Genomic DNA, 25,366 nt, shown 5'->3' with positions numbered 1-25,366 from the left:
AGCGCTCCCAGTACCTCGTGACCCCGGGCACCCCCTCCTCGACCTCGATCGCCTCCACCGCCGCCCCCCGACAGTTCCACCCACCTCTCACCCCAACAGATTCACCCGCCGCCCCACCCCGTCCCGTTCCGCCCGCTCATACGCCAGCCACGCCAGCGCCAGGTCCTGCCACGGCAGCCCGACCGGGGCGTAGACGGAGCGGTCGGTGGCGTCGGTCCGTCCCGGATGGTCTCCGCGCAGTACGTCGCCGAGCGTGGTGTCGATGTCCGTCGGGGTCAACGCGCCCACGGCCTCGACCAGTTGACGGTCGTCGACGACGACGAGCGCCTCGTCCAGCAGGTCCGCGGCGAGTTCCCGCTTGCCCGGCTCGTCGGCGCCCAGGCTCGTGAGGTGCTGTCCCTCCCGGGTGTCCGCGAGGGACAGCAGCGGGGTGCGGGACCAGGTCGCCAGCAGGACGATGTCGGCGGCCGAGGCGATCTCCTTCGGCGAGCCCAGTACCCGGCCGCCGTGTCGGGTGGCGAACTCGTTCGCTCGGTCCAAGTCCGTGTCGTGGACGAGGAGTTCGCCGTACGACCGCAACGCGCCCAACCCCCGCACCATCAACTCGGCCTGTGCTCCCGCTCCGACGACCCCCACCACCGCACCCTCCGCCGCCCCCGCGAGGGCATGCGTGCCCAGGGCTGCCGCCAGCCCCGTCCGCCACGCGGTCACCGTCGCCGAGTCCAGCAGGGCGAGCAACTCCCCGTTCGCACCGCTGTGCAGACAGAGCACACCCCGCAACGCGGGCCGCGCGTCAGGGAACTTGGCGTTGACCTTCACCGTGTAGGCCTCGATGCCGGGCAGCAGTCCGGGCAGCAGGGCGGTGGCCGTACCGGGGAACGGCAGGTCGGTGCGCACCCGTTGGCCCGGGATCGCCGACGCGGCCCCCACCGCGAGGAAGCCGGCCCGCAACGCGGCGATGCAGGCCGACGGTTCCAGCAAGGCGCCGAGGTCGCTCCGGGTCAGCAGACGGGTCATGCGTTCATGATCCGTCAGAGGCAGAGTCGGGAGCAGGATCGGGGGCCGGAGCAGGATCGGCAGCGGAGTCCTTCTTCGCCCTGCTCGGCTGCACCCTCTTCGGTTCCCCCGGCATCTTCGGGTACTCCGGCGGATACGGCAGATCGCCCAGCCCGTGGTCGTGTTCGTCGCGCCGGGCCAGTTCGAGGAGGGCGTCCAGGGAGTAGCGGTGATCGTCCATGTCCGCGTGCACATCGCCGAGTTGGGCGAACCGGGCCGGCATGGTCGCGAGGTCGAAGTCGCGGGGATGCGCGGTACCGACCTCGTCCCAGCGCAGGGGGGCCGAGACGGGGGCGTGCGGGCGGGGTCGTACGGAATAGGCGGAGGCGATGGTGCGGTCGCGAGCCGTCTGGTTGTAGTCGACGAAGATGCGCTCGCCGCGCTCCTCCTTCCACCACTTGATCGTCACCTGGTCGGGCATCCGGCGTTCCAGTTCGCGGCCGACCGCGATGGCCGCGCGGCGGACCTGGGTGAAGGTCCAGCGCGGTTCGATGGGTACGAAGACATGCAGGCCGCGTCCGCCGGAGGTCTTGGGGAAGCCCCGCAGGCCGCCGAACTCGTCGAGTACGGCGCGCAGTTCGTGGGCGGCGCGGACCGCGTCGTCGTAGTCGGTGCCGGGCTGCGGGTCGAGGTCGATGCGGAGTTCGTCGGGGCTGTCGACGTCGTCGCGGCGTACCGGCCAGGGGTGGAAGGTGAGCGTGCCGTACTGGGCGGCCCACAGCACGGCGGCCTGTTCGGTGGGGCACATCTCGTCGGCGCTGCGTCCGCTGGGGAAGGTGATGTGGGCGGTCGGGATCCAGTCGGGCATGTTCTTGGGCGCCCGCTTCTGGAAGAAGTTCTCGCCCTCGACCCCGTCCGGATAGCGCTCCAGGGTGGTGGGTCGGTCGCGCAGGGCACGGAGGATTCCGGGGCCGACCGCGATGTAGTACCGGGCGAGGTCCAGCTTCGTGAAGCCGCGCTCCGGGAAGAAGATCTTGCCTGGGCTGGACAGCCGTACGGTCCGGCCGCCCGCCTCCAGTTCCACCGCTTCGCCCATGCGAGCCACCGTAGGCCCGGCTCGCGAACATCGCATACCGGGCGACAAGCGACGTACGAGAGCAGAATCGGGAGCATGGATCTGCCGGTGATGCCGCCCGTGAAGCCCATGCTCGCCAAGTCGGTGGCGAGGATTCCGCCGGGCATGCACTACGAGGCGAAGTGGGACGGCTTCCGGGCGATCGTGTTCCGCGACGGCGGAGAGGTCGAACTGGGCAGCCGTACCGGAAAGCCGCTGACCAGGTACTTTCCCGAGCTGGTCGAGGCGCTGACCGAGCGCGTGCCGGAGCGGTGCGTCCTGGACGGCGAGATCGTGATCGCGCGGGACGGGCGGCTGGACTTCGACGCACTGACCGAGCGCATCCACCCGGCCGAGTCACGGGTGCGGACGCTGGCCGAGCGGACACCGGCCTCCTTCGTCGCCTTCGACCTGCTGGCCCTGGCCGACGAGTCGTTGTTGGACGTGCCGCTCGGCGACCGCCGGGCGCTCCTCGAACGGGCACTGTCCGGCGCGACCGCACCCGTGCATCTGGCCCCCGCGACCACCGACATCGACCTAGCGCAACGGTGGTTCGAGCAGTACGAGGGCGCCGGGCTCGACGGTGTCGTGGCGAAGCCGCTGGACCTGCGTTACCGCCAGGACGAGCGCGCGATGTTCAAGATCAAGCACGAGCGGACCGCGGACGCCGTCGTGGCCGGTTACCGCCTCCACAAGAGCGGCCCCGTCGTGGGTTCCCTCCTTCTGGGTCTCTACGACGGGCAGGGCGCCCTGCAACACGTGGGAGTGTCCGCCGCCTTCACGATGAAGCGGCGCGCCGAGCTCATCGAGGAACTCGCGCCGCTGCGCATGGACGACCCGACCGGGCATCCGTGGGCGGCCTGGGCGGAGGAGGCCGCGCACGAGACGGCACGGTTGCCGGGCGCCCCGAGCCGCTGGTCCGGCAAGAAGGACCTCTCCTGGGTGCCGCTGAGGCCGGAGCGGGTGGCGGAGGTGGCGTACGACCACATGGAGAACGGCGCGCGCTTCCGGCACACGGCGCGTTTCCGCCGCTGGCGCCCCGACCGCACGCCCGAGAGCTGCACGTACGCGCAGCTGGAGGAGCCGGTCCGCTACGACCTCGCGGAGATCCTCGGTCCGCCGGACTGACCCCTTCCGGATCTTCCGGTGGGCCGATCGGCCCATTCAGCGCGCACAAACACAACCGAGCGGGTATGGCCATCAATGAACTTATAAGCGCACAATCGAAAACACAGACTTGGTGGCAACGGTGGGCATGGGACAGAGGGCGCCCAAGCGGCGCGGCGCGAGAAGAGCGGCGCTGCTGGCCGCCACGATGACGGCCTCCCTGGCGGTGGGCTGCACGGCACATCACGGCAGCCCCGCCGACGACGGACGCGGACAGAGCCGGCCCCCTACACAGACCCCGGCCCAGAGCCCGAGCGCCGACGGCACGGTCGCCCCCGCCGCCGGTCCGCTGCTCGCCGTGAAGATCGACAACGTGCCCGCGGCCCGCCCGCAGACGGGACTGGACTCGGCGGACATCGTGTACGCGGAGCAGGTCGAGGGCGGGCTGAGCCGGCTGATGGCGGTGTTCGCCACCAAGCTGCCCAAGTCCGTCGGACCGGTGCGCAGCGCCCGCGTCTCCGACCTGGAGCTGCTACGCCAGTTCGACGAGCCGACGCTCGCCTTCTCCGGGGCCCAGCACAAGCTGCTGCCGCTGATCGCCAAGGCACCGCTGCGATCAGCGTCTCCGGACGAGGAGGCCAGTGCCTACTACCGGGGTGTCGACAAGTCGGCCCCGCACAACCTCTACCTCCACCCGAACAAGCTGCTCCCCTCCGCCCCCGGCGCGGCGGCCCTGACCACCGGCTTCCACTACGGCGCGGCCCCTACGGGCGGCAAGGCCACGACCTCCCGCACCGTGCGCTACCCGGCGGCCCGCTTCACCTTCACCTGGTCCGGGAGCAAGCACCGCTGGCAGGTCAGCGAGGACGGCGCACCCACCGTGCTGACCAACGGCAAGCGGGTCGCCCCGGCGACGGTCGTCGTGCAGTACGTCAAGATCCGCAAGTCCAAGTACCACGACGTCCTCGGCAACAACACGCCCTACACGGAGACCGTCGGCTCGGGGAAGGCGGACGTCCTGCGGGACGGCCGTACGTACAGCGTCGACTGGAAGCGGCAGAAGGCCACGGACGGAACGGAGTTCACCACCGCGGACGGCACGCCCATGAACTTCGCAAAGGGCCAGGTCTGGGTGATCTTCGCCAAGGCCTGAACAGGGCCGGCCAAGGCGCGCCCTCTTTTAGGGGCGCGGGGAACTGCGCGACCAGCCCCCACCGGCCCGCAGCAAAAAACGGCCCCCTAGCGCTGTACGGCGACGGGCTCCGCAGGATTGCGGAGCCCCTCCGCCGCGTCCGAGACCCGCTGAATGAGCTCGAAGAAAACGCCCTGCTCATCGGCGGAGAGCGGAGCCAGAAAAACCTGGTTCATCCGAGCCGTCCGCACGACCAGCTTGCGATGGACACGCGTGCCGTCGCCGGTGAGCCGCAACAGAAATCGCCGCCCGTCCTGCGGATCACGCACCTTGTCGAGCAACCCGCGCCTGATCAGCCGGCTGATCACCTCCGCGATGGTCGACCGGTCCAGGCCCACCCGCTCCCCCACCGTCCGCTGGTCGAGCCCCGGCTCCTCGGCGAGCGCGTTGAGCACCGCGAACTGCGGGGAGGTGATCTCCTCGGAGACCATGGTGTTCCACAGCAGATAGTGCGCCTGCTGGAGTCGCCGGGCGAGGTGCCCGGGGTGGGTGGTGAGGTCCACCGCGGCCATGTGCCCTCCCGAAGTCGAATTCGTCCGTGCACTGAACGATACCGGGAGGCCCTACGGCCAAGTCCAGCCTTGCGTACCGGCCTGTCCCCGTACCTGACCTCGCACTTCTCCGAGGTCTTGACGGGGAGCCCCCACAGTGACAGCGTGAAGGAAACTTCACCGAAATGCTCAGTGCCCTGATGAACTGCGATGAACTGCTCACCGGGCGCTCGAACGGGACGGAGCTTCACGGATGGACAAGGTGGTCGCCACAGCCGACGAGGCCGTGGCCGATGTGCCGGACGGAGCGACGCTAGCGGTCGGCGGCTTCGGGCTGAGCGGTGTGCCGAACGTGCTGATCCAGGCCCTGTACGAGCGCGGGACGACCGGCCTGGGCGTGGTCTCCAACAATTGCGGGGCGCTGGAGTCCGGCCTCGCAGTGCTGCTGGCCGCCGGACGCATCGCGCGGGTGACCGGCTCCTACATCGGCGCCAACAAGGAGTTCGCCCGCCAGTACCTCGCCGGGGAACTGGAGGTCGAGATGATCCCCCAGGGCACGCTGGCCGAACGCCTGCGCGCCGGTGGCGCGGGCATCCCCGCCTTCTACACCCCCGCCGGCGTCGGCACCCAGGTCGCCGAGGGCGGACTGCCCTGGCGCTACGACGGCTCGGGCGGCGTCACGCTCGCCTCGCCGCCGAAGGAGGTGCGGGAGTTCGACGGCACCGAGTACGTCCTGGAGCGCGGTATCCGCACCGACTTCGCGCTGGTCCGCGCCGCCAAGGGCGACCGGCACGGCAACCTCGTCTTCAACAAGTCCACCCGGAACTTCAACCCCCTCGCGGCGATGGCGGGCAAGGTGACGATCGCCGAGGTGGAGGAGCTGGTCGAGCCCGGCGAGATCGACCCGGACGCGGTGCATCTGCCCGGGATCTTCGTGCAGCGGGTGGTGGCCCTCACCCCCGAGCAGGCCGCCGACAAGCGGATCGAGCAGCGAACGGTGACGGTGAGCGGCTGATGGCCTGGACAAGGGAGGAGATGGCCGCCCGCGCGGCGCGCGAACTTCAGGACGGGCAGTACGTCAATCTCGGCATCGGGTTGCCGACCCTGATCCCCAACTACCTCCCGCCGGGCGTCGAAGTGATCCTGGAGTCGGAAAACGGCATCCTGGGCACCGGCCCGTATCCGACCGAGGACCAGGTCGACCCGGATCTGATCAACGCCGGCAAGGAGACCGTGACGGTCCTGCCGGGGGCGTCCTTCTTCGACTCGGCGCTCTCCTTCGGGATGATCCGGGGCGGGCACATCGACGTCGCCGTGCTGGGCGCGATGCAGGTGTCGGCGGGCGGTGACCTGGCGAACTGGGCGATTCCCGGGAAGATGATCACCGGGATCGGCGGGGCGATGGACCTCGTGCACGGCGCCCGTACCGTCATCGTCGTCATGACGCATGTGGCCAAGGACGGCTCCCCGAAGATCCTCACGGAGTGCGCGCTGCCGCTCACAGGCAAAGCGTGTGTGAACCGAGTCATCACCGATCTCGGCGTGATCGACGTGTCACCCGAAGGTCTCATGTTGATCGAGACCGCGCCCGGTGTGGGCGTCGAGGAAATCGTCGCCAAGACCGACGCGAAACTCACCGTCACGGAAGGCCTGCTGTGAACACGGTTTACATCGTCGACGCCGTCCGCACCCCCATCGGCAGGTACAGCGGAGGGCTCGCCTCCGTCCGACCCGACGACCTCGCCGCCCACGCCATCCGTGAGCTCCTCGCCCGCACACCCGACTTGGACCCGTCCCGCATCGAGGACGTCTACTTCGGCAACGCCAACGGCGCCGGCGAGGAGAACCGCAACGTCGGCCGCATGGCAGGCCTCCTCGCGGGCCTCCCCACCTCCGTGCCGGGCGTCACGGTCAACCGGCTCTGCGCCTCCGGCCTCGAAGCGGTCATCCAGGCGGCCCGCGCGATCGCGGTCGGGGACGCCTCCATCGCCGTAGCCGGTGGTGTGGAGTCGATGACCCGGGCGCCGTACGTGCTGCCGAAGTCGGACCGGCCCTTCCCCGCCGGGCACACCGAGTTGTACTCGACCACGCTCGGCTGGCGCATGACCAACCCGGCCATGAACCCGGAGTGGACCATCCCGCTCGGTGAGAGCGCGGAGTTGATCGCCGACAAGCACAAGATCGGCCGTGAGCAGCAGGACGAGTTCGCGCTCGCGAGTCACCGGAAGGCGGCGGAGGCACAGGCCGCGGGGCTCTTCGACGCGGAGATCGCGCCCGTCTCCATCCCGCAGCGCAAGGGCGACCCGGTCGTCTTCGGCGCCGACGAATCCGTACGGGCGGACGCGTCCCTCGCCGCCATGGCCAAGCTGAAGCCGTCGTTCCGTACGGAGAACGGGACGGTGACCGCGGGCAACGCGTCGCCGCTCAACGACGGTGCCGCCGCCCTGTTGTTGGTGGACGAGGAAGGGCTCAGGGCGACCGGCCGCCAGCCCCTCGCCCGGGTGTCCGCCACCGGTGTCTCGGCGATCGACCCGCAGTACTTCGGACTCGCCCCCGTCGAGGCGGTCAATCGCGCACTCACCAAGGCGGGCCAGGGATTTGACGACCTGTCAGTCCTCGAACTGAACGAGGCCTTCGCCGCGCAGGTGCTCGGATGTGTCGCCGAGTGGCCCGAGTTCGACCCCGCGATCCTCAACCCCCAGGGCGGTGCCATCGCCCTCGGCCACCCGCTCGGCGCCTCCGGTGCCCGGCTCGCCGGTACCGTCGCCCACCAACTCGCCCGCAAGGGCACGGGAGTTGGCGTCGCCACGCTCTGCATCGGCGTGGGTCAGGGCCTGGCCCTGGTCCTCGAACGCTAGGAACCCGAACGGCAGGAACTCGAACGGCAGGAACCCCCCATGGCTCTCACCCAGCACGACATCGACCTCGAAATAGCGGCCGAGCACGCGACGTACGGGAAGCGGGTCGCCGACGGCGCGCCGGTCGAGCACCACCCGCGCCGCGACTACGCCCCGTACCGCTCCTCGCTGCTCCGCCACCCGAAACAGCCGCCGGTCACCATCGACGTCTCCAAGGACCCGGAGCTGGTGGAACTGTCCGCCCCCGCGTTCGGCGAGCGGGACATCACGGAGATCGACAACGACCTGACCCGGCAGCACAACGGCGAGCCGATCGGTGAGCGGATCACAGTCTCCGGGCGGCTGTTGGACCGGGACGGGCGGCCGATCCGCGGTCAGTTGGTGGAGATCTGGCAGGCCAACTCGGCCGGCCGCTACGCGCACCAGCGCGAGCAGCACGATGCCCCGCTGGACCCCAACTTCACCGGCGTAGGCCGCACGTTGACCGACGACGAGGGCAACTACCGCTTCACCACCGTCCAGCCGGGCCCCTACCCCTGGCGCAACCACGTCAACGCCTGGCGCCCGGCGCACATCCACTTCTCGATGTTCGGCACGGCGTTCACCCAACGGCTCGTGACGCAGATGTACTTCCCGAGCGATCCGCTGTTCCCGTACGACCCGATCATCCAGTCGGTGACGGACGACGCGGCCCGGCAGCGCCTCGTCGCGACGTACGACCACAGCCTGTCGGTGCCCGAGTTCTCGATGGGCTACCACTGGGACATCGTGCTGGACGGCCCGCACGCCACCTGGATCGAAGAAGGACGCTGACCCGCCATGACGAAGATCGACACGAGCCGCCCGGAGTCCGTGCTGCCGACCCCGTCGCACACGGTCGGCCCCTTCTACGGCTACGCGCTGCCGTTCCCCGGCGGCGGTGACATCGCGCCGGTCGGGCACCCGGACACGATCACCGTCCAGGGGTACGTGTACGACGGCGAGGGCAAGCCGCTGCCGGACGCCTTCGTCGAGTTGTGGGGTCCCGACCCCGAGGGCAACGTCTCCACGACCGACGGCTCGATCCGGCGCGACCCGGCCAGCGGCGGCTATCTCGGCCGCAACGGCGTGGAGTTCACCGGCTGGGGCCGCATCCAGACCGATGCCAACGGCCACTGGTACGCACGGACACTGCGACCGGGTGCGCGCGGCCGGAGCGCCCCGTACCTCTCCGCGTGTGTCTTCGCGCGCGGGCTGCTGGTGCACCTCTTCACCCGGATCTACCTCCCGGGCGACGAAGCCGCGCTCGCCACCGACCCACTGCTGTCCGGGCTGGACGCGGCGCGGCGCGACACGCTGATCGCGCAGGACGACGGCAAGGGCACATACCGTTTCGACATCCGCCTTCAGGGCGAAGGCGAAACGGTCTTCCTGGAGTTCCAGTGACTCCCCCACCCTCCGGGCGGGAGGTGCCCCCAGCCGACCCGTCGGACACCGGCCTGCTCGCCCCCGGGTGGGCCGGCTCCCCCGCCGCGTCCGCGACGAGCGACACCGCGTATCTACGGGCCCTGCTCGACGCGGAGGCCGCGCTCACCCGCGCCCAGGCCGCGCTCGGGCTCGCCCCCGCCGAGGCGGCGACGGCGGTGACGGCCGCGGCGGACCCGGACCGCTTCGAAGTACGGTCCCTCGTGGAACGGTCCAGGACCGGCGGGAACCCGGTGATCCCGCTCGTAGCGGACCTGACGAAGGCGGTCGGCGAGGAGTACGGCCCGTACGTCCACCGGGGTGCGACCAGCCAGGACATCATGGACACGGCGACGATGCTGGTCGCGTCCCGCACGTTGGATCTGGTCCTCGGCGACCTCACCCGCACAGAGCGTGCGCTGTCGGCACTGGCCACCGCCCACCGGGACACCGCGATGCCGGGCCGGACGCTCACCCAGCACGCCGTACCGACGACTTTCGGGCTGAAGGCCGCCGGGTGGCGGTCGCTGGTGCTCGACGCGCGGAATCGCGTACGGGTCGTACGGAGTGCGCTGCCCGTCCAACTCGGGGGCGCAGCAGGCACGTTGGCCGCCTTCACCGCGTACGACGCCGAGGACGCGCTCGCGCTGCCGGACGCCTATGCCCGTGAACTCGGTCTGGCGGCACCGCTGTTGCCGTGGCACACCCTCCGGACGCCGATCGCCGATCTCGCCGGGTGCCTGGCCTTCGCGGCGGGGGCGCTGGGCAAGGTCGCCGCCGATGTGCTCGTCCTGTGCCGTACGGAGATCGCCGAGGTCTCGGAGGGCAGCGGCGGGGGTTCGTCGGCCATGCCGCACAAGGCGAATCCCGTACGGTCCACGCTGATCGCCGCCGCCGCGCGCCGGGCGCCGCAGCTCGCGGCCGTTCTCTACGGCTCGTTGGTCGCCGAGGACGAGCGGCCGGCCGGGGCCTGGCACGCCGAGTGGGAGCCGTTGCGGGAGCTGCTGCGGCTGGTCGGCGGGGCGGCGCGCGATGCCGCCGAGCTGACCGAGGGGCTGCGGGTGCACCCGGACGTGATGCGTCAACACCTGGATCTCACCCATGGGTTGATCGTCTCCGAGCGGCTGTCGGCCGAGCTGGCACCGCTGCTGGGCCGGGCCCGGGCGAAGGAGCTGCTCACGGAGGTCGCCCGGCGGACATACGCGGAGGGCCGTCCGCTTGCCGAACTGCTTGCCGGAGAGCCGGAGTTGAAGGACCTCGATCTCTCCGAGCTGACCGATCCCGCCCGTTACACGGGTTCCGCCGGAGCCCTCACCGACCGTGCGTTGGAGCGACGTTGACCGAGAAACTCCTCAACTTCCTTGCCGAGGGGCCCGATTCCGCTCCCCCGTTGCTGCTCGGGCCCTCGCTGGGCACGTCGTACGCGCTGTGGGACAAGGTCGCGCCCGAACTGTCCGTCACGCACCGGGTGATCCGCTGGGACCTGCCTGGGCATGGTGGCTCGGCGCCCGGGCTGATCGGTCCCGGGGCGACCGTCGGGGACCTCGCGAACCTGGTGCTGGCACTCGCCGACTCCCTCGGGATCGAGCAATTCGCCTACGCGGGCGTGTCGTTGGGCGGTGCGGTCGGGCTGCATCTCGCCGTACATCACCCCGAGCGGGTCGCGTCGCTCGCCGTCATCTGTTCCTCGGCACACTTCAACGGGGCGAAGGCCTGGGAGGAACGGGCCGCGCGGGTACGGAGCGAGGGCGTGGGGTGGCTGGTGGAGAACGCCGACTCCCGTTGGTTCACACCCGGGTTCACCGTCCCGGAGCTGGTCGCCGACCAGGGTGACGTCGACCCGGGCGCGTACGCCGCGTGCTGTGACGCGCTGGCCGCGTACGACCTGCGTGAGCGGCTGCCCGAGATCAGCGCGCGGACGCTGGTGATCGCGGGGCGCGAGGACCCGGCGACGCCGCCCGCGCATCTGCGGGAGATCGCGGACGCGGTGACGGGCTCGGCCCTCGTCGAGATTCCGGGCGCTTCCCATCTGGCGGTCGCGCAGTGCCCGGTGGCTGTTCTGACGGCGTTGCGGGCGCATCTCGGGGGCGGGGCGAAGCGGGGAATGGAGGTGCGGCGAGAAGTGCTCGGTGATGCCCATGTGGACCGGGCGCAGGCTCGGCAGACGCCGTTCACCGCGCGGTTCCAGGACTTCATCTCGCGGTATGCGTGGGGGGAGATCTGGACCGATCCCACGCTGTCGCGGCGCGAGCGGAGCATGGTCACGCTGACGGCGTTGGTTGCGCATGGGCATTCCGACGAGTTGGCCATGCATGTTCGGGCGGCTCGGCGTAATGGGCTTACGGCGGAGGAGATCGGGGCCGTGTTGTTGCAGTGTGCGGTGTATTGCGGGGTGCCTGCGGCGAACTCGGCGTTCGCTGTGGCGCAGCGGGTGTTGGGGGAAGACGGCGACTAAGGGGGTGGGGGTGCCTGTTGTATGTCGACTGCGGCTGCGTCGTGGCTGGCCGCGCAGTTCCCCGCGCCCCTTAAGACGCAGGCCAGCCCATGTTTTTAGGGCGGGAGGAACTGCGCGAGCCTTAAAAACGCAGACCGACCCAAGTTCTTAGGGCGAGGGGAACTGCGCGCTCTTCAAAAACGCAGCCGACCCATGTCTTTAGGGGCACGAGAAAGTGCGCGAACCTTAAAACGCAGGCCAGCCCATGCTTTTAGGGGCGCGGGGAACTGCGCGACCAGCCCCCGCCGGCCCGCAGCCGAAGGACAACTCAACGCAACCCCCTCCCCGTCTCCAACACCTCCCGCGCCTGATTCACCAAGCCGTCCGCCCCGCACGAACGCGCCAGCGTCAGGCCCCTGTTGATCTCCGCCACCGACCGCGCAGCGATCCCGTACTCGACCCGCGCCGCCGCATGCTCGTACTGGCACGGCGAGGACTCCAGGTAAGCGACAGCCTGCGCCGCGAGCCGTACCGCACGCTGCCCCGTCTCCAGGGCCGCGGCACAGCGAAGGGCCTCGCCGATCGCCGTGTCCGTACCGAAGTGTTCGGCCTGCCGGCGGGCGTCCGTGGCGAGTTGGGCCGCGCGGGTCGGGTCCTCGACGGCGAGGGCCCGGGCGAGGTCGACGGCCCAGGGGACCATCACCGGGTTGTGGTGGCCGCGTACGGTCGCCGCCTTCGCGGCCTGTTCCAGTTCGTTGATGCCGTCCTTCGTGTTGCCGACGGCGAGCAGGAGCCGGCCGCGCACACAGCGCGGGTCGGGCAGCACGATGGTGGACGGGTACGGCGGGCTGAAGCCGTACTGTTCGGCGATCGCCCAGGCCTCCTCGACATGGCCGCGGGCGAGCAGCGTGTCGACCAGGTTGCAGGTCGCCGACCAGTACAGGGGCAGTCCGCGGCCGACACGCTCGGCGAGGCGCAGGGACTCGCGCAACGAGAGCTCGGCCTCGCGGAGACGGCCGCGCCTGCGGTGGCCGAGGCCTACGTAGGCGTGTGCCAGGGAGAGGTGGCCGCCGCTCCAGCCGGCGGTCACATAGGCGCTCAGTGCTTCGTTGTAGAGGCTCTCCGCGCGGTCCAGGCGGTCCGTGTAGGCGTACGCGCTGGCCAGCATCATGAGGATCTCCAGGCCCCACTCGGTGTCGGTCCAGCCGAGTCCGGGGGCGAGCCGTCCGTTGACGAGGGCGCGGTCGCAGACCTCGACGACCTCCTCGGCGTTCTCGCCGTGGGTCATGGCGTCGAAGCCCCGCAGGATCAGCAGGGCCCGCTCGGAGTTGTCGCGGCCGGTGCAGGTGCCGGCGAGTGCGGCGAGCCGCTCGGAGCGTCCCGGGGAGGTGCCCTCGCCCGCGTGGATGCCCTCCCACATGAACTGCACGGCCTGGAGCCGCATCCGGGCGGCGCCCGGTTCGTACCGGGCGGCCTCCTCCTCGACGGTGCGGACGGCCTCCTCCAGTTGGTCGTTGTGGGTCAGCGCCTGGGACAGCCGGAAAACGGCGTCCACGCGTGCGTGGCCGTCGAGGCCGGGCATGCCGAGGGCGGTCTGGAGGTGGCCGATGGTGGTGGCGGGCGCGGTGAGGAGGGTGGCGCAGCCCAGTTCGTAGAGCACGTGCGCGTGGGTCTCGGCGAGCGGCGGCTCCACGAGGGCGCGCTCCAGACAGCGGCGGGCGGCGTCGGGGGCGCCGATGGAGAGGTGTTCGCGGGCCGCCTCGCGCAGCTGCTCGACGAGTTCCTGGTCGTCCTCCGGGTGCACCTTGAGGAGGTGCCGTGAGGCGGCGGCCGCGCCGTGCCCGGAGTCGGTGACGACCTGGGCGGCGATGCCGTGCATGGCTGTGCGCACCCCGCCCGGGATGGAGTCGTAGACGTCGCTCGCGATCAGCGGGTGGACGAACTCCAGCTCGCCGGCGCCGGCCTGGGACGCGGCGGGGTCGGGCGCGGTGAGGATGCGGTCGGTGCGCAGCAACTCGGCGCAGCGGACCGCCTCGTCGCGTTTCATGGTGGCGAGCTTGGCGACCAGGTCCACGGAGATGCCGGTGCCGAGGATGGCAGCGGCCCAGGCGAACCGGGTGGCCTCGAAGCCCAGGTCGTCCAGGCGGGCGAGGAGTCCGCGGCCGCGCGCGGAGCGGTTGAGCTCGCGCAGTTCGGAGGCCGACTCCTCGACGGGGGCGAGGCCGCTGTCCTTCACCTTGGCGAGGAGTTCGACGGTCTCGTACGGGTTGCCGTCGGTGACCGCCCACACCTCGCGGCAGAACGCGCCGTCGGCGTGCGGGCCGAGGGTCGCGCGGGTGAGGCCCGCGGTGGCCGGCGGGGTGAGGGACTCCAGGACGGTGTGCGGCGATCCCGCGGCTTCGGCGATCGCGTCCAGGTAGCGGGCGCTCTCGCCGCTGACCTCGCCGGGCCTGCGGGCGACCACGAGCAGCACGGAGAGGTCGTCGAGGCGTTCGGCGAACGCGGCGAGCCAGCGCAGGGTCTCCTGGTCGGCCCAGTGCGCGTCGTCGATCAGCAGGACCAGCGGCCAGTGGCGCTTGGCGAGACGGCGCACCGCGGCCACCAGACCGTCGCACACGCCCTGCGGGTCGGGCTGCCGCTCGCCGGGTTCGGTGACGCCGAGGGCGGGGCCCGCGATGTCGTACCAGTCGCCGAGGTACTCGCGGATCTCCTCGGGCATCAGCGTGAGGAGCGCGGGTTGCAGCAACTGCCGTACGACGTTGAAGGGGACGGACCTGAGGGTCTCGCCGCCGCGGGCGTGCCAGACCGCGCAGTTGTGCGCCTTGGCGATGCGGCGGGTCTCGGTCAGCAGCGCGGTCTTGCCGAACCCGGCCTCGCCCCGGACCATCAGCAGGCTGCCGGAGGAGGACTCGTCGGCGCGCAGGGCGGCGATCGCCTCCGCCACACCCTTGACTTCCTCCTCCCGCTCCCACAGGGAGGCCGAGGCGGCTCCTGGAGACCGTTCCTCCGTCATCCCGATACCTCCCCAGTAGCCCGAACGACGTACAGCCCTTGAGCGTAGCCGTCCGGATGCCGAAGTGGAGGCCGGTCCGGGGAGCTGTTGCCGCAACGGGTGACGGGGCTTTTTCAGCAGGACCGATGTAGGTGACAAACGGTCAGGAGGCGCTGAAATGAAGGTGTTTTCCGATCACTCCCGACCTGTCTCGAACAGGCCTGCGGTACGGGCCCTGGTCGCCGGGTCGGTGGGCAATTTCATCGAGTGGTACGAGTTCGGTGTCTACGGCTACTTCGCGACGGTGATCGCGGCGCGGTTCTTCACCCCGGAGGGCGCCGGCGCGGCCGAGGGGCTGGTGCGGACGTACGCCTCGTTCGCGCTGGCGTTCTTCTTCCGGCCGGTCGGCGCCGCCCTGTTCGGCCGGCTCGGTGACCGGGCGGGGCGGCGGCCGGTGCTGATCCTGGTGCTCGCGCTGATGACCGGCGCGACGACATTGATCGGTGCGCTGCCGACGTACGCGACGGTCGGCGCCCTCGCGCCCTGGCTGCTCACGTTTCTGAGGGCCCTTCAGGGACTGTCCGCGGGTGGGGAGTTCGGGGGTGCGGTGGCACTGCTGACGGAGTTCGCGCCGCCGGGGCGGCGAGGCCTGTACGGGGCGTGGCAGTCGTTCACCGTGGCGCTGGGGCTGTTGGGCGGGGCGGGGGTCGCGGCGCTGCTGGCGACGGTGCTCGACGCGGGTCAACTGGCCGACTGGGGCTGGCGGTTGGCGTTCCTGCTGACGTTGCCGATGGGGCTCGGCGCGCTGTGGCTCCGGCTGCGACTGGAGGAGACGCCGTCGTTCCGGAGTGAGCGGGTGGGGCGGGTGGTGGTGCCCGCGCGTGAGGTGTGTGCGGCGATCGCGCTGGGCGCCGGGCGGGTGATGGGGTGGGCGGCGGCCGGTTACACCTTCCTGGTGGTGCTGCCGTCGTATCTGCAGAGCACGCTGGACGCGAGCTTCCAACAGGCGCTGCTGGCCACGGTGTTGGCCAATGTCGGGTTCGCGGTCACCATCCTTCCGGCGGGGCTGCTGAGCGACCGGGTGGGGCGGCGGCCGGTGATGCTGACGGGGGCGGTGCTGGTGGTGGCCCTGTCCGTGCCGTTGCTCAACCTCCTTCAGGATGACGGGACTTCGAACTCCGCGAAGGGGGCGTGGGTGTTCGGGGCGGGTGCGGTGGTGGGGCTGATGGCGGGACCGGGCCCGACGATGCTCTCGGAGATGTTCCCGACGAGCGTGCGGTACACCGGTCTGGGACTCGCCTACGCCCTGTCCAATGCCGTCTTCTCTGGGTGTGCCGGGCTCATCATCACCGAGAGCGTCGCGCGGACCGGGAACGTGGACATTCCCGCGTACTACGCGGCGGCGGCCTGCGCGGTGAGCGTGCTGGCGCTCGCGGTGACCAAGACCCCGCCGGGGACGGCGAGTTGGGAGGAGACGGATGCGGATGCGGGTGATCGGGCTGATGTCCGGGACGTCGTACGACGCGATCGACGCGGCGGCGGCCGACCTCGACCTCGGCGGTGACAGCGTCGTACTGGAGCCGCTCGGGATGGTGAGCGTGCCGTACGACGAGGAACTGCGGGAGGCGCTCGCGACGGCGCTGCCACCGGCCGCCACCACGCTGGCCGAGGTGTGCCGTCTTGACACCCTGATCGGGCAGGCCTTCGCCGCGGCGGCCGTCCGGGCGAACGTCGAACTGTGCGACGGGCGGGCCGAGTTGGTGGCCTCGCACGGGCAGACGGTCTACCACTGGGTGGAAGGCGGCGCGGTGCGCGGCACGCTGCAACTGGGGCAGCCGGCCTGGATCGCGGAGGCGACCGGGCTGCCCGTGGTCGCCGACTTCCGGCCGCGCGACATCGCCGCCGGGGGCCAGGGCGCGCCGCTGGTCAGCCTGTTCGACCTGCTGTGGCTGCGCGGCCGGCCGGGCACACCGGTCGCGCTCAACCTCGGCGGGATCGCCAACCTCACCGCCCCCGACGGCACGGCCTTCGACACCGGACCGGCGTGCGCGCTGATCGACGCGGCGGCGCGCGGCTTCAGCGGCGGGCGTCTCACCTACGACGCGGAGGGCGCCCTCGCGGCGCGTGGAACGGTCCACCAGCCGCTGTTGGAACGGCTTTCGAGCGAGCCGTACTACACACTCCCCGCCCCGAAGACGACCGGCAAGGAGTTGTTCCACCTCGGCTATCTCCAGGACGCGCTGGCCGGCCTGGGCACGCTGCCCGCCGAGGACGTCATCGCGACGCTCACCCTGCTCACGGCCCGTACGGTCGCGGACGCGGTCCGTTCGGTGGCCGCGACGGAGGTCATCGCGTCGGGCGGCGGCACCCGCAACCCGGTCCTGATGACCCTGCTCGCCACCGAACTCCCCGGCGTCCCGCTCCGCACCTCCGACGAACTGGGCCTCCCGTCCCCCGCGAAGGAGGCATACGCCTTCGCCCTCCTCGGCTTCCTGACAGCACACGGCCTCCCGGGCACGGCCCCGACAAGCACCGGCGCCCACCATCCGAGCATTCTCGGCTCACTGACACCGGGGCGGCGGGGTCCGCGGTTGCCTCCGGCGGCTGAACAGGGGCCGGTGCGGCTGGTGTTGGGGTGAGCGGGCGGGGTGGGACAGCCGCTGATAACCAGGTGGCTCGCCAGGATCGGGCCGATTCGGGCCGGGTCCTCTCATCCCCCTTTCACCGACGCCTCATACGGTAGGGGCATGACGCAGGTGACTCCCCCCGGGTGGTACCCCGATCCCGGGCAGACGAATGACGGTCCCGCCGCCGAGCGCTGGTGGGACGGCAAGGCATGGACGGACCGCACTCGGCCCGCCGGGTCGGGCGCCGAATGGGGTCCCCCGACGGAGCCGCCGTACGGCGGGGCGTATCCGGCGTATCCCGCCGCGCCCCCGGCCGTGCCCCGCCGCAATCTGCGCACGGGCATAGCCGTGGCGGTGGCCGTGGCGGTGCTCACGGCCATCGGTGTCGGTGCCTACGCGCTGTCCGACAACGGCAGCGGGAACGGCACCCAGGCCGGCAACCAGCAGGCGCCGAACGGTCAGGGCGGCGTCGGCGGCCAGGGCGGTCCCGAAGGGCAGGGCGGCACGGGTGGTACCGGCGGGCAGACCGATCCCTTCGGCGGGTCCGGTGGCACGGGTGGTTCCGGTGGTACGGGCGGTGCGACGCCCGCTCCGAGCCAGTCGGCGGAACCGAAGGTGAAGGCCGGCGGCACCGTGATCGACTCGCTCGACGGCATCAGCTTCACCGTGCCGTCCGACTGGTACGGCCAGGCCGGCCAGGGCGGTGCGTCGGTCACGTCGAACACGTCCTACAAGTGCCCCGGCGACACCTCCCAGGACTGCACCAACGGCGGGGCGTACTCGGCCCCCGCCGTGCTCCTCGGCACCGCCGGCAGCACGGCCGAGGCGGTGGCCAAGGCGGACATCGCCGCCAACGCCAAGGAGTCCTACGGCGGCACGAGCTACGGCAGCATCACCTCGCACAAGGTGCTCGCCTCCAAGGCCGTGACCGTGGCCGGGCAGAAGGGCTATCTGGTCCGCTGGCAGGCGGTCACCAGTAAGGGCGCCGACGGCTATGTCGAGTCGCTCGCGTTCCCGTCGCCGGCCAGCGCCAAGCAGATCGTCGTGGTCCGCTTCGGCGTCGACGTGGGCCAGAAGCAGTCCGTCATCGACGAGATCACCGCGGGCATCAAGGTGTCCACGGGCGGCGGCGACGGCCAGACCATCTGATCCACCCCGTACACCGGTCGGCCGGGTGGGGCGCCTCTCCGCTCAAGAGGAACCCCACCCGGCCGGGGGGTGCGCGCCGCCCCCGTCCCCACGGTGCGGCGCGAGCAGGTCACCGTCCAGTCATCCCACGGACGGCGGCCTGGTTCTCAGGTGAGCCCGAGTGCCGGTAGCACCGCGGCCTCCACGAATCTGACGAGGTAGTCGGGGTCGGCGTAACAGCCCTCCAGGACCGGACGGGCCCGCAGGACGCCGAAGATCTGGGCCGGTACGTACGGCAGGGCCGGATGGTCGGCCGGGATCTCGCCGCGTTCGACGCCTCGGCGCAGGATGTCCTCCAGCGCGGCGATCTCGGGATGGACGAGCGCCTCGCGGACGGCCTGGGCCAGTTCGCTGTCCTGGATGACGGCGTGACCGAGCGCCGAGACGAGTTTCGTGTCCTTCGCCGACCAGGCGCCCGCCGCCCGCGCGGCCTGCCTCAGGTCCTCCGCGAGCGATCCCGTGTCGATGCCGGTGAAGTGCACCCGGCGGTTGGCGCGCAGCGCGGCGGCGACGAACTGGGGCTTGGTCCCCCACTGCCGGTAGAGCGTGGACTTGCTGCACCGGGTGCTGCTGGCGACGCCCTCCATGCTGACGGAGTCGTAGCCGCATTCCCGGATCTGTTCGAGCACGGCGTCGAAGAACTCCCGCTCACGCTCAGGCGTGATCTTGGAGCGGCGCGAGGCGGCGACCGTGTCCGGTCCGTCCTCAGCCTGCGACGTCATGGCTCTTCTCCTCGCTCTGCCCGCGGACTCGGGGCCCGCTCTCCAGTGTGTCTCGTTTCGCTATCGATACGCCAGTGTACCGGTACTCCGCCGTATCGGTACACGCGCGTATCGGTACACTGTCGTATCGGAACGAACTCGTACCGATGAGTTCGGTCCGCCGGAAGGGTCACAAACCCAGCCAGCACCACCACACGCACCACCGTCAGCGAAGGGGCCGGGGGATGAATGCCCGAACCGAGCCTGCAGAGAAGGGGACCCGCGCGATAGCGCGGCCCCCGCTCGTCCGTGAGCTCCTGCTCGTCGCAGGGCTCTTCCTCGTCTACAAGTTCGGCCGCCAGCTGGCGACGGGCCACACCGGTGAGGCCCTGCACAACGCCCGCCACGTGTGGGACCTGGAACGGACCCTGCATCTCCCGAACGAGGGCTCGGTGCAGTTGGTGCTGCTGCACAGCGACACCCTCGTGCACCTCGCGAACACCTTCTACGCGACCGTCCACTTCCCGGCCACCGTCGCCTTCCTGGTCTGGCTGTACCTACGGCGCCCCGCGCACTACGTCTGGGCCCGCCGGGTCCTGGCCACGGTCACCTCGGCCGCCCTGGTACTCCCCTTCGTGTTCCCCCTCGCACCCCCGCGCATGCTGGCCGCCACGGGCCTGGTCGACACCGCCAAGGTCTACGGCCCCTCGGTCTACGGCCCGCCGACCAGCGACCACCTCTCGAACCAGTTCGCGGCGATGCCCTCGCTGCACTTCGGCTGGGCCCTGATGGTCGCGATCGGCCTGATCGTCGCGACCCGCTCACGCTGGCGGTGGCTGTGGCTGCTGCATCCGCTGGTCACGCTGATGGTGATCGTCGGCACCGCGAACCACTACTGGCTGGACGCGATCGTGGCCACCGCCATGCTCGGCGTCGCCCTCGCCTTCATCCATCCCCCGCAGCGCACGGCGACGACGGCCGGCCGCGTACAGCCCCAACTCGCCGCAGAAGAGCCGGTTCTCGTCGGAGCCGGCCGATGAACCCCACCCTCGTCGCCGTCGTCCTCTCCCTGTTCTCGGCCGTCGCCTACGCGGCAGCGGCCGTGGCCCAGGAGCGACTCGCGTCCCGCAACTCCGACGCGGGCATACTGCGGCTGCTCGCCACGGGTTCATGGTGGTGGACGGTCGTCCTGAACGCGTCGGCCGCGCTGCTGCACGTCGTGGCCCTCAAGTACGGCCCGCTGACCGTCGTACAGCCGCTGGGCGCGCTCACCCTCGTCGCCGCCGTCCCGATGGGCGCGCGGGTGGCCGGGCGGCGGGTCAGCGCGGTCGAGTGGCGCGGCACCGCGCTCACCCTGCTCGGTCTGTCGGCCCTCCTGGTCACGGCGTCGGGCCCCCAGCCCGACCAAGTCCTCACCGTTCCCCAGGCGTTGGCGGTCGCGGGCGCGACCTCCGCGCTGATCGGACTCCTCGCCCGACGCGGCGCGAAGCCCGGTCTACGGCATGCCTCGGCGTCCGGTGTCGCCTCGGGTGTGGCCTCCGCGCTCACGCAGACCGTGACGGTCGCGGCGACGGACCGTTCGGGTCCGGTGCTGAGCATGCAGGTGGTCGGAGTCGCCCTGCTGGTCGCGGTGTTCGCGGCGGGCGGGCTGCTGCTCTCGCAGACCGCCTACCGGGGCGGCCTCGGCGCCCCGCTCGCGGTGGTGACCCTGGCGAACCCGCTGGCCGCCGCCGCGATCGGCCTCGCCCTGCTCGGCGAACGCCTCCAGGGCGGCGCGGCCGGCATCCTCCTCGCGCTGACGGGCGCCGGCATCGCGTCGTGGGGTGTGGTCCTGCTGACCCGGGTGACACCCGCCGTACCGCTGCCGCTCGCCTACGACGACCACGATCACCCCGTGGCCGCCGTACTGGCGCTGGAGCCCCGATCGGCCTCGGCCGAACCGGCGTTGCTGCCCCGGCAGCCGGACCGGAAGTCCACGCCGGGGCATCTCACCTCGCTGTGACCGGGTCGGTCAGCCGAGTCCGCGGTCGTCCTGCTTGAGGGCGGTGTCGACGGTCAGGGCCGTCGCCACCACCAGGCTCAACAGCGGCTCGGGAAGCTGGTAGTGGATCTGCAGGACGTAGTTGTCCGCGGTGGTGAACATCGTCTTGGCGAGGCCTTCCCAGGTCTTGGTGATCCGGGCGACCTCGTTCTCCGCATGGTCGACGATGGCGAAGTTCCACGCCCGCCAGTTCTCCGCCTTGATCGCGCCGATCTGCTGACCGTCCACGTTCAGCGCGAAGTTGATCTTCCCGATCATGTTCTTCTGCACGATCTCGCCCACGGTCGAGCCGTCCGGACGGGTCACGATCACCCGGGACTTCATGATCTTCGCCGGCCGGGTCAGCACCAACTGCGGCTGCCCGTAGGCGTCCCGGATCTCCAGCCGGTGGGTCATGAACTGGTCGAGACTGGAGACGAAGCGCAGCGCCTTCTTCAGCGTGCTCTGGCCTATCTCGCTGACCGAGCCGATCAGATTGCCGTTCTGATCCATGACCTTGTACTCGTTGGTCAGCTCGATCAGCTTGGCCTTCTGGTTCACCACGAGCACCGGCTCGGTGAACAGGCTGCCGCCGCCGGAGCCGCCCCCGGCGACCCCGGCCTGCTGCTGCACCTGCTGCTTGACCTGGCGCTGGGCCCGCGGATCCGGCCCCGCCTGCTGCTGCGGCACGGCCTGCGGCTGCTGCTGGGCCGCCTGGCCCTGCTGGTCCGCGTTGGTGTGCTCGGTCCACTTCGCGCCGTCCCAGTACCGGAGGGTCTGGGGCGCTCCGTGCGGATCCGGGTACCAGCCTGCAGGTGTGTTCGAATGCGTGGTCACCGGGGCACACTACCGCGAGTGCCCCGGAAAACAACCGGTCTCACAAAGCCCCTCAAGCGGTCGCGATCGCGGGGTCACTGACCCCCGGCCGGCCGTTCTCGACATGTCCGGCGAATCGCCGCAGGAAGCTCGCGTCGCCGTCCGAGGTGACCGTCAGGTCGTACCACCGCTTGCTCGCGCCCAGGTCGAAGGTGTGCCGCACGGTGGCGCCCGCCCGCACCTTGAAGCTCTGGGAACGGCCGCCGTAGCCGCCCGCGACCTTCAACTGCACGGTCCCGGTGCCCTTGTTGGTGAAGGTCAGCTCGATGTCGTCGCCGCAGCTGCGGGCGGTGACCTCGGGTCCGGCGACCTTGCCGGGGCCCTTGAAGACGCGCAGGAAGCCGTTCGGTCCGTGCACGGTCAGGTCGTAGGAGCCGTTCGAGTACGCCGAGTTCCAGGCGTCCGAGACGGACTTGCCGGCCTCGGTGGTGTAACTCCAGGGCCCGTCCGTGCGGTTGGCGGAGGTGACCAGGAAGTTGGCACCCGCCTTCAGGCCGGAGGCGAAGGTCAGCGTGAACTTCCCGGCCGCCATATCGGCCGAACCGTCCACCGTGGCCGCGTACTTGAGCGGCCGGGCCGGGCGCAGTCCGCGTTCCTGTTTGGGCAGCGCCGGGTTGGCGGGCGGGGTCGGCACGTAGTCGGGGTGACGGTTCCTGTCCGGCGGCTGGTAGCCGTCCGTGTCCGGGAGCGGGACCTTCTTGACGTCCTTGTGGGAGAAGTCGAAGGCGCCGGTCAGGTCGCCGCAGATCGCGCGCCGCCAGGGCGAGATGTTGGGCTCGTGGACGCCGAAGCGGGTCTCCATGAAGCGGATGACGGAGGTGTGGTCGAAGGTCTCCGAGCAGACGTAACCGCCCTTGCTCCAGGGCGAGACGACGATCATCGGCACGCGCTGGCCGAGGCCGTAGGGGCCGGCCGGGTTGGTGGCGTTGCCCTTGAAGAGGTCGGGGCCGACGTCGACGGTGGACTTGCCCTGCGCGGCCGAACCCGGCGCGAACGGCGGGAGGAGGTGGTCGAAGAAGCCGTCGTTCTCGTCGTAGGTGATGAACAGCGCCGTCTTCGCCCAGACCTTCGGGTCGGAGGTCAGCGCGTCCAGGACCTGGGAGACGTACCAAGCGCCGTAGTTCGCGGGCCAGTTGGGGTGCTCGGTGAAGGCCTCGGGGGCGACGACCCAGGAGATCTTCGGCAGCGTGCCGCCCTGGACGTCGGCCTTCAGCTGGTCGAAGAAGCCCTCGCCCTTGGTGGCGTCGGTGCCGGTGCGGGCCTTGTCGTAGAGCGGGTCGCCGGGCTGGGCGTTCTGGAACTGCTTGAAGTAGAGGAGCGAGTTGTCGCCGTAGTTGCCGCGGTAGGCGTCCTGGATCCAGCCCCAGCCGCCGCTCGCGTCGAGGCCGTCGCCGACGTCCTGGTAGATCTTCCAGGAGACGCCGGCCTTTTCGAGACGCTCGGGGTAGGTCGTCCAGCTGTAGCCGGCCTCGTCGTTGCCGAGGACGGGGCCGCCGCCGACGCCGTCGTTGCCGGTGTAACCCGTCCACATGTAGTAGCGGTTGGGGTCGGTGGAGCCGATGAACGAGCAGTGGTAGGCGTCGCAGATGGTGAAGGAGTCGGCGAGCGCGTAGTGGAACGGGATGTCCTCGCGGGTCAGGTACGCCATCGTCGTGGAGCCCTTGGACGGCACCCACTTGTCGTACTTGCCGCCGTCGAACGCGGCGTGCCCGTCGTTCCAGCTGTGCGGGAGGTCCTGGATGAACTGCAGGCCCAGGTCGTCGGCCTCGGGGCGGAACGGGAGGATGTCCTTCGTGCCGTCCGACTGGTACCAGACCGGTTTTCCGTCCTGCCGGGTCACGACCGGATGCGGGTCGCCGAAGCCCCGGACGCCCCTGAGCGAGCCGAAGTAGTGGTCGAAGGACCGGTTCTCCTGCATCAGCACGACGATGTGCTCGACGTCCTCGATGCTCCCCGAGCGGTGGTTCGCCGGGAGTGCGGCGGCCCGCTCGATGCTGTTCGACAGTGCCGTGAAGGCCGTGGTGGCACCCGCGAGTTGGAGAAAGCGACGCCGATTGACTTCGGACATGGGTGAGGCACCTCTCATCCTGACGCGCGGCCGGCCGGAACATGGCGAAATGCGCGCGGTGCGAGTGTTCCAAGAGCAACAAACGTCAGGGAAGGGTCTGGTGGCGCCCATGTGAAACTCGCCCGTACGTGCGGGGCCGGGCGAGCGGAGATGAACGGTCAGGCTGTCGCCAGGGCCTCCGTCGGGGTCAGGCGGGAAGCCCTGATGGAGGGGTGGACGCCGGCCGCCATGCCGATCAGGACGGCCCCGCCGAAGCCGCCTGCCACCGCCGGGAGCGGGATCACCGGGGGCCAGCCCTGATAGGCGGCGTAGGCGACGGTCGCCAGGACGCCGAGGGCGGTGCCGGCCAGGCCGCCGAGGCAGGACAGGGCCACCGACTCGGTGAGGAACTGGCCGCGGATCTGGCCCGTGTTGGCGCCCAGGGCCCGCCGTAGACCGATCTCCTTACGGCGTTCCAGGACCGAGATGACCATGGTGTTGGCCACGCCGATCCCGCCCACCAGCAGGGCGACCGCGGCGAGGCCGAGGAAGAGCGCGGAGAAGGTCGTCTCGGTGGCGCGTTTCGCGGCGAGGGCGTCGGACGGGCGGCTGACCTGCACCATGCCGGGCAGTTCCGGGTAGATGGTCGGGGCGAGGACGTTGCGGACGGCGTCGATGCCGTCCTCGCGGGCCTTGGTGTAGATCTGCGGGGCCGGTTGGCCCGGGACTGTCTTCGCGATGCCCATGCGGGTGGCGGCGAACGAGCCGAGGACGACGGTGGGGAACTTCTCGGCGCTCGCGGTGAGGTAACTCCCGGACTGCACCTTGGCGTTGATGGCGTGGAGCAGAGTGGTCCTGCCGGCGAGAACCGTGAGGCCCACGTGGTCGTCGGCGTCGACCTGGTCGTTGCGGAACCCCGGCGCCGAGTCGGCGGCCAGCGCCACGGTCCCGATCTTCAGCCGCCGTCTCCCGCGCCGCGTACGGGTGGCGTCGGGGTCGTCACCGGCGGGGTTGTCCGGGGCGGCGGCCCGTGTCACCGGTAGGCCCCCAGTTCACACCTGCGCCGGAGCGTGTCTTCCTGCGCCTGGGTCAGGCCGGGGACGCCGTCGTAGTTCCATCCCGAGCCGTCGGCGAGGCCCTTGACCTTCAGGCCGCCGTCGTTCAGGCACTTGATCTCTTTGCGGAAGTCGTCCATGTAGTGCGGGTTCTTCGCGGGGTCCAACTCCGGTCACTGGCGCGGAAGTTTCGGAAGACAGGCGCCGCCGCCGTACCGAGACCGG

The 25,366-nt window shown here is 70.8% G+C and carries 22 protein-coding genes and 1 pseudogene; 14 read left to right on the top strand and 9 right to left on the bottom strand.

Features of this window, described 5'->3' with window-relative positions:
* Positions 1-87 precede the first annotated feature (87 nt).
* Together OG588_RS42645 and ligD are read right to left on the bottom strand one after the other, a co-directional pair.
* On the bottom strand, positions 88-1,017 hold the full coding sequence (locus OG588_RS42645; RefSeq protein ID WP_405951930.1) for an ornithine cyclodeaminase family protein: 930 nt from the start codon (positions 1,015-1,017) through the stop codon (positions 88-90).
* 4 nt (positions 1,018-1,021) lie between these two features.
* Positions 1,022-2,092: a non-homologous end-joining DNA ligase gene (ligD, locus tag OG588_RS42640; protein ID WP_405951929.1), complete on the bottom strand. Its 1,071-nt coding sequence runs from the start codon at positions 2,090-2,092 to the stop codon at positions 1,022-1,024.
* Positions 2,093-2,167: 75 nt separating this feature from the next.
* Here ligD and OG588_RS42635 point away from each other — a divergent pair, with 75 nt between their 5' ends.
* Together OG588_RS42635 and OG588_RS42630 are read left to right on the top strand one after the other, a co-directional pair.
* Positions 2,168-3,238: an ATP-dependent DNA ligase gene (locus tag OG588_RS42635; protein ID WP_405951928.1), complete on the top strand. Its 1,071-nt coding sequence runs from the start codon at positions 2,168-2,170 to the stop codon at positions 3,236-3,238.
* Positions 3,239-3,365: 127 nt separating this feature from the next.
* Positions 3,366-4,370, top strand: coding sequence for a DUF3048 domain-containing protein (locus OG588_RS42630; RefSeq protein WP_405951927.1), 1,005 nt, complete (start codon positions 3,366-3,368; stop codon positions 4,368-4,370).
* An 86-nt stretch (positions 4,371-4,456) separates the two neighbouring features.
* Here the strand turns inward: OG588_RS42630 and OG588_RS42625 are convergent, their stop codons facing one another.
* Positions 4,457-4,921, bottom strand: a complete 465-nt coding sequence (locus OG588_RS42625; RefSeq protein WP_405951926.1) for a MarR family winged helix-turn-helix transcriptional regulator — start codon at positions 4,919-4,921, stop codon at positions 4,457-4,459.
* 232 nt (positions 4,922-5,153) lie between these two features.
* Between OG588_RS42625 and OG588_RS42620 the strand changes: the two genes are divergently transcribed.
* The 7 genes from OG588_RS42620 to pcaD are packed head-to-tail and all read left to right on the top strand — an operon-like array spanning position 5,154 to position 11,656.
* Positions 5,154-5,915: a CoA transferase subunit A gene (locus OG588_RS42620; protein WP_019058890.1), complete on the top strand. Its 762-nt coding sequence runs from the start codon at positions 5,154-5,156 to the stop codon at positions 5,913-5,915.
* On the top strand, positions 5,915-6,559 hold the full coding sequence (locus OG588_RS42615) for a CoA transferase subunit B (protein WP_405951925.1): 645 nt from the start codon (positions 5,915-5,917) through the stop codon (positions 6,557-6,559). The genes OG588_RS42620 and OG588_RS42615 overlap by 1 nt, the downstream gene beginning before the upstream one ends.
* Entirely contained in the window at positions 6,556-7,758 is a 1,203-nt protein-coding gene (locus OG588_RS42610) for a thiolase family protein (RefSeq protein ID WP_405951924.1), read from the top strand. Before OG588_RS42615 ends, OG588_RS42610 begins: the two co-directional genes overlap by 4 nt.
* A gap of 39 nt (positions 7,759-7,797) precedes the next feature.
* Positions 7,798-8,571, top strand: coding sequence for a protocatechuate 3,4-dioxygenase subunit beta (gene pcaH / locus OG588_RS42605; protein WP_405951923.1), 774 nt, complete (start codon positions 7,798-7,800; stop codon positions 8,569-8,571).
* A 6-nt stretch (positions 8,572-8,577) separates the two neighbouring features.
* Complete coding sequence (pcaG, locus tag OG588_RS42600) at positions 8,578-9,183, top strand: protocatechuate 3,4-dioxygenase subunit alpha (RefSeq protein ID WP_405951922.1); 606 nt, start codon at positions 8,578-8,580, stop codon at positions 9,181-9,183.
* Positions 9,180-10,541, top strand: coding sequence for a 3-carboxy-cis,cis-muconate cycloisomerase (gene pcaB / locus OG588_RS42595; protein ID WP_405951921.1), 1,362 nt, complete (start codon positions 9,180-9,182; stop codon positions 10,539-10,541). The genes pcaG and pcaB overlap by 4 nt, the downstream gene beginning before the upstream one ends.
* On the top strand, positions 10,538-11,656 hold the full coding sequence (gene pcaD, locus OG588_RS42590) for a 3-oxoadipate enol-lactonase (protein ID WP_405951920.1): 1,119 nt from the start codon (positions 10,538-10,540) through the stop codon (positions 11,654-11,656). Before pcaB ends, pcaD begins: the two co-directional genes overlap by 4 nt.
* A gap of 307 nt (positions 11,657-11,963) precedes the next feature.
* Here pcaD and OG588_RS42585 read toward each other — a convergent pair whose 3' ends face one another.
* Positions 11,964-14,648 (bottom strand): ATP-binding protein, encoded by a 2,685-nt coding sequence (locus OG588_RS42585; protein ID WP_405951919.1) that lies wholly within the window; start codon positions 14,646-14,648, stop codon positions 11,964-11,966.
* A 157-nt stretch (positions 14,649-14,805) separates the two neighbouring features.
* Between OG588_RS42585 and OG588_RS42580 the strand changes: the two genes are divergently transcribed.
* The 3 genes from OG588_RS42580 to OG588_RS42570 all read left to right on the top strand — a co-directional run bounded on the left by OG588_RS42580 (position 14,806) and on the right by OG588_RS42570 (position 18,403).
* Positions 14,806-16,191, top strand: coding sequence for an MFS transporter (locus OG588_RS42580; protein ID WP_405951918.1), 1,386 nt, complete (start codon positions 14,806-14,808; stop codon positions 16,189-16,191).
* Positions 16,112-17,266: an anhydro-N-acetylmuramic acid kinase gene (locus tag OG588_RS42575; protein ID WP_405951917.1), complete on the top strand. Its 1,155-nt coding sequence runs from the start codon at positions 16,112-16,114 to the stop codon at positions 17,264-17,266. Before OG588_RS42580 ends, OG588_RS42575 begins: the two co-directional genes overlap by 80 nt.
* 108 nt (positions 17,267-17,374) lie before the next feature.
* On the top strand, positions 17,375-18,403 hold the full coding sequence (locus OG588_RS42570; RefSeq protein ID WP_405951916.1) for a DUF2510 domain-containing protein: 1,029 nt from the start codon (positions 17,375-17,377) through the stop codon (positions 18,401-18,403).
* 146 nt (positions 18,404-18,549) lie between these two features.
* Here the strand turns inward: OG588_RS42570 and OG588_RS42565 are convergent, their stop codons facing one another.
* Positions 18,550-19,164 (bottom strand): TetR/AcrR family transcriptional regulator, encoded by a 615-nt coding sequence (locus tag OG588_RS42565; RefSeq protein WP_329261715.1) that lies wholly within the window; start codon positions 19,162-19,164, stop codon positions 18,550-18,552.
* Between the two features lie 224 nt (positions 19,165-19,388).
* On the opposite strand from OG588_RS42565, the gene OG588_RS42560 reads away from it, so the two are divergent.
* Together OG588_RS42560 and OG588_RS42555 are read left to right on the top strand one after the other, a co-directional pair.
* Complete coding sequence (locus tag OG588_RS42560; protein WP_405951915.1) at positions 19,389-20,183, top strand: phosphatase PAP2 family protein; 795 nt, start codon at positions 19,389-19,391, stop codon at positions 20,181-20,183.
* A complete protein-coding gene (locus OG588_RS42555; protein ID WP_405951914.1) occupies positions 20,180-21,145 on the top strand; it encodes a hypothetical protein in 966 nt (321 codons plus the stop codon). The genes OG588_RS42560 and OG588_RS42555 overlap by 4 nt, the downstream gene beginning before the upstream one ends.
* A 9-nt stretch (positions 21,146-21,154) precedes the next feature.
* Here the strand turns inward: OG588_RS42555 and OG588_RS42550 are convergent, their stop codons facing one another.
* The 4 genes and pseudogenes from OG588_RS42550 to OG588_RS42535 all read right to left on the bottom strand — a co-directional run bounded on the left by OG588_RS42550 (position 21,155) and on the right by OG588_RS42535 (position 25,281).
* Positions 21,155-22,000: a phospholipid scramblase-related protein gene (locus tag OG588_RS42550; RefSeq protein WP_366096356.1), complete on the bottom strand. Its 846-nt coding sequence runs from the start codon at positions 21,998-22,000 to the stop codon at positions 21,155-21,157.
* 52 nt (positions 22,001-22,052) lie between these two features.
* Positions 22,053-24,107, bottom strand: a complete 2,055-nt coding sequence (locus OG588_RS42545; RefSeq protein ID WP_405951913.1) for a phosphocholine-specific phospholipase C — start codon at positions 24,105-24,107, stop codon at positions 22,053-22,055.
* A gap of 158 nt (positions 24,108-24,265) precedes the next feature.
* Positions 24,266-25,113, bottom strand: a pseudogene (locus OG588_RS42540) (ABC transporter permease); the annotation flags it as partial.
* Positions 25,114-25,119: 6 nt separating this feature from the next.
* Positions 25,120-25,281, bottom strand: coding sequence for a hypothetical protein (locus OG588_RS42535; protein WP_405951912.1), 162 nt, complete (start codon positions 25,279-25,281; stop codon positions 25,120-25,122).
* Between the last annotated feature and the right edge of the window lie 85 nt (positions 25,282-25,366).

The organism is Streptomyces prunicolor (genome assembly GCF_045162825.1).
Lineage (GTDB): Bacteria > Actinomycetota > Actinomycetes > Streptomycetales > Streptomycetaceae > Streptomyces > Streptomyces prunicolor.
The sequence above is the reverse complement of the archived record's forward strand: the minus strand, read 5'-3'. Positions and strand labels throughout refer to the sequence as shown.

Excerpts from the sequence above, each read along its gene's own strand:
- OG588_RS42645 (WP_405951930.1), bottom strand. The coding sequence starts at position 1,017 with ATGACCCGTCTGCTGACCCGGAGCGACCTCGGCGCCTTGCTGGAACCG.
- ligD (WP_405951929.1), bottom strand. The coding sequence starts at position 2,092 with ATGGGCGAAGCGGTGGAACTGGAGGCGGGCGGCCGGACCGTACGGCTG.
- OG588_RS42635 (WP_405951928.1), top strand. The coding sequence starts at position 2,168 with ATGGATCTGCCGGTGATGCCGCCCGTGAAGCCCATGCTCGCCAAGTCG.
- OG588_RS42630 (WP_405951927.1), top strand. The coding sequence starts at position 3,366 with ATGGGACAGAGGGCGCCCAAGCGGCGCGGCGCGAGAAGAGCGGCGCTG.
- OG588_RS42625 (WP_405951926.1), bottom strand. The coding sequence starts at position 4,921 with ATGGCCGCGGTGGACCTCACCACCCACCCCGGGCACCTCGCCCGGCGA.
- OG588_RS42620 (WP_019058890.1), top strand. The coding sequence starts at position 5,154 with ATGGACAAGGTGGTCGCCACAGCCGACGAGGCCGTGGCCGATGTGCCG.
- OG588_RS42615 (WP_405951925.1), top strand. The coding sequence starts at position 5,915 with ATGGCCTGGACAAGGGAGGAGATGGCCGCCCGCGCGGCGCGCGAACTT.
- pcaH (WP_405951923.1), top strand. The coding sequence starts at position 7,798 with ATGGCTCTCACCCAGCACGACATCGACCTCGAAATAGCGGCCGAGCAC.
- pcaG (WP_405951922.1), top strand. The coding sequence starts at position 8,578 with ATGACGAAGATCGACACGAGCCGCCCGGAGTCCGTGCTGCCGACCCCG.
- OG588_RS42585 (WP_405951919.1), bottom strand. The coding sequence starts at position 14,648 with ATGACGGAGGAACGGTCTCCAGGAGCCGCCTCGGCCTCCCTGTGGGAG.
- OG588_RS42580 (WP_405951918.1), top strand. The coding sequence starts at position 14,806 with ATGAAGGTGTTTTCCGATCACTCCCGACCTGTCTCGAACAGGCCTGCG.
- OG588_RS42575 (WP_405951917.1), top strand. The coding sequence starts at position 16,112 with ATGCGGGTGATCGGGCTGATGTCCGGGACGTCGTACGACGCGATCGAC.
- OG588_RS42570 (WP_405951916.1), top strand. The coding sequence starts at position 17,375 with ATGACGCAGGTGACTCCCCCCGGGTGGTACCCCGATCCCGGGCAGACG.
- OG588_RS42565 (WP_329261715.1), bottom strand. The coding sequence starts at position 19,164 with ATGACGTCGCAGGCTGAGGACGGACCGGACACGGTCGCCGCCTCGCGC.
- OG588_RS42560 (WP_405951915.1), top strand. The coding sequence starts at position 19,389 with ATGAATGCCCGAACCGAGCCTGCAGAGAAGGGGACCCGCGCGATAGCG.
- OG588_RS42555 (WP_405951914.1), top strand. The coding sequence starts at position 20,180 with ATGAACCCCACCCTCGTCGCCGTCGTCCTCTCCCTGTTCTCGGCCGTC.
- OG588_RS42545 (WP_405951913.1), bottom strand. The coding sequence starts at position 24,107 with ATGTCCGAAGTCAATCGGCGTCGCTTTCTCCAACTCGCGGGTGCCACC.
- OG588_RS42535 (WP_405951912.1), bottom strand. The coding sequence starts at position 25,281 with ATGGACGACTTCCGCAAAGAGATCAAGTGCCTGAACGACGGCGGCCTG.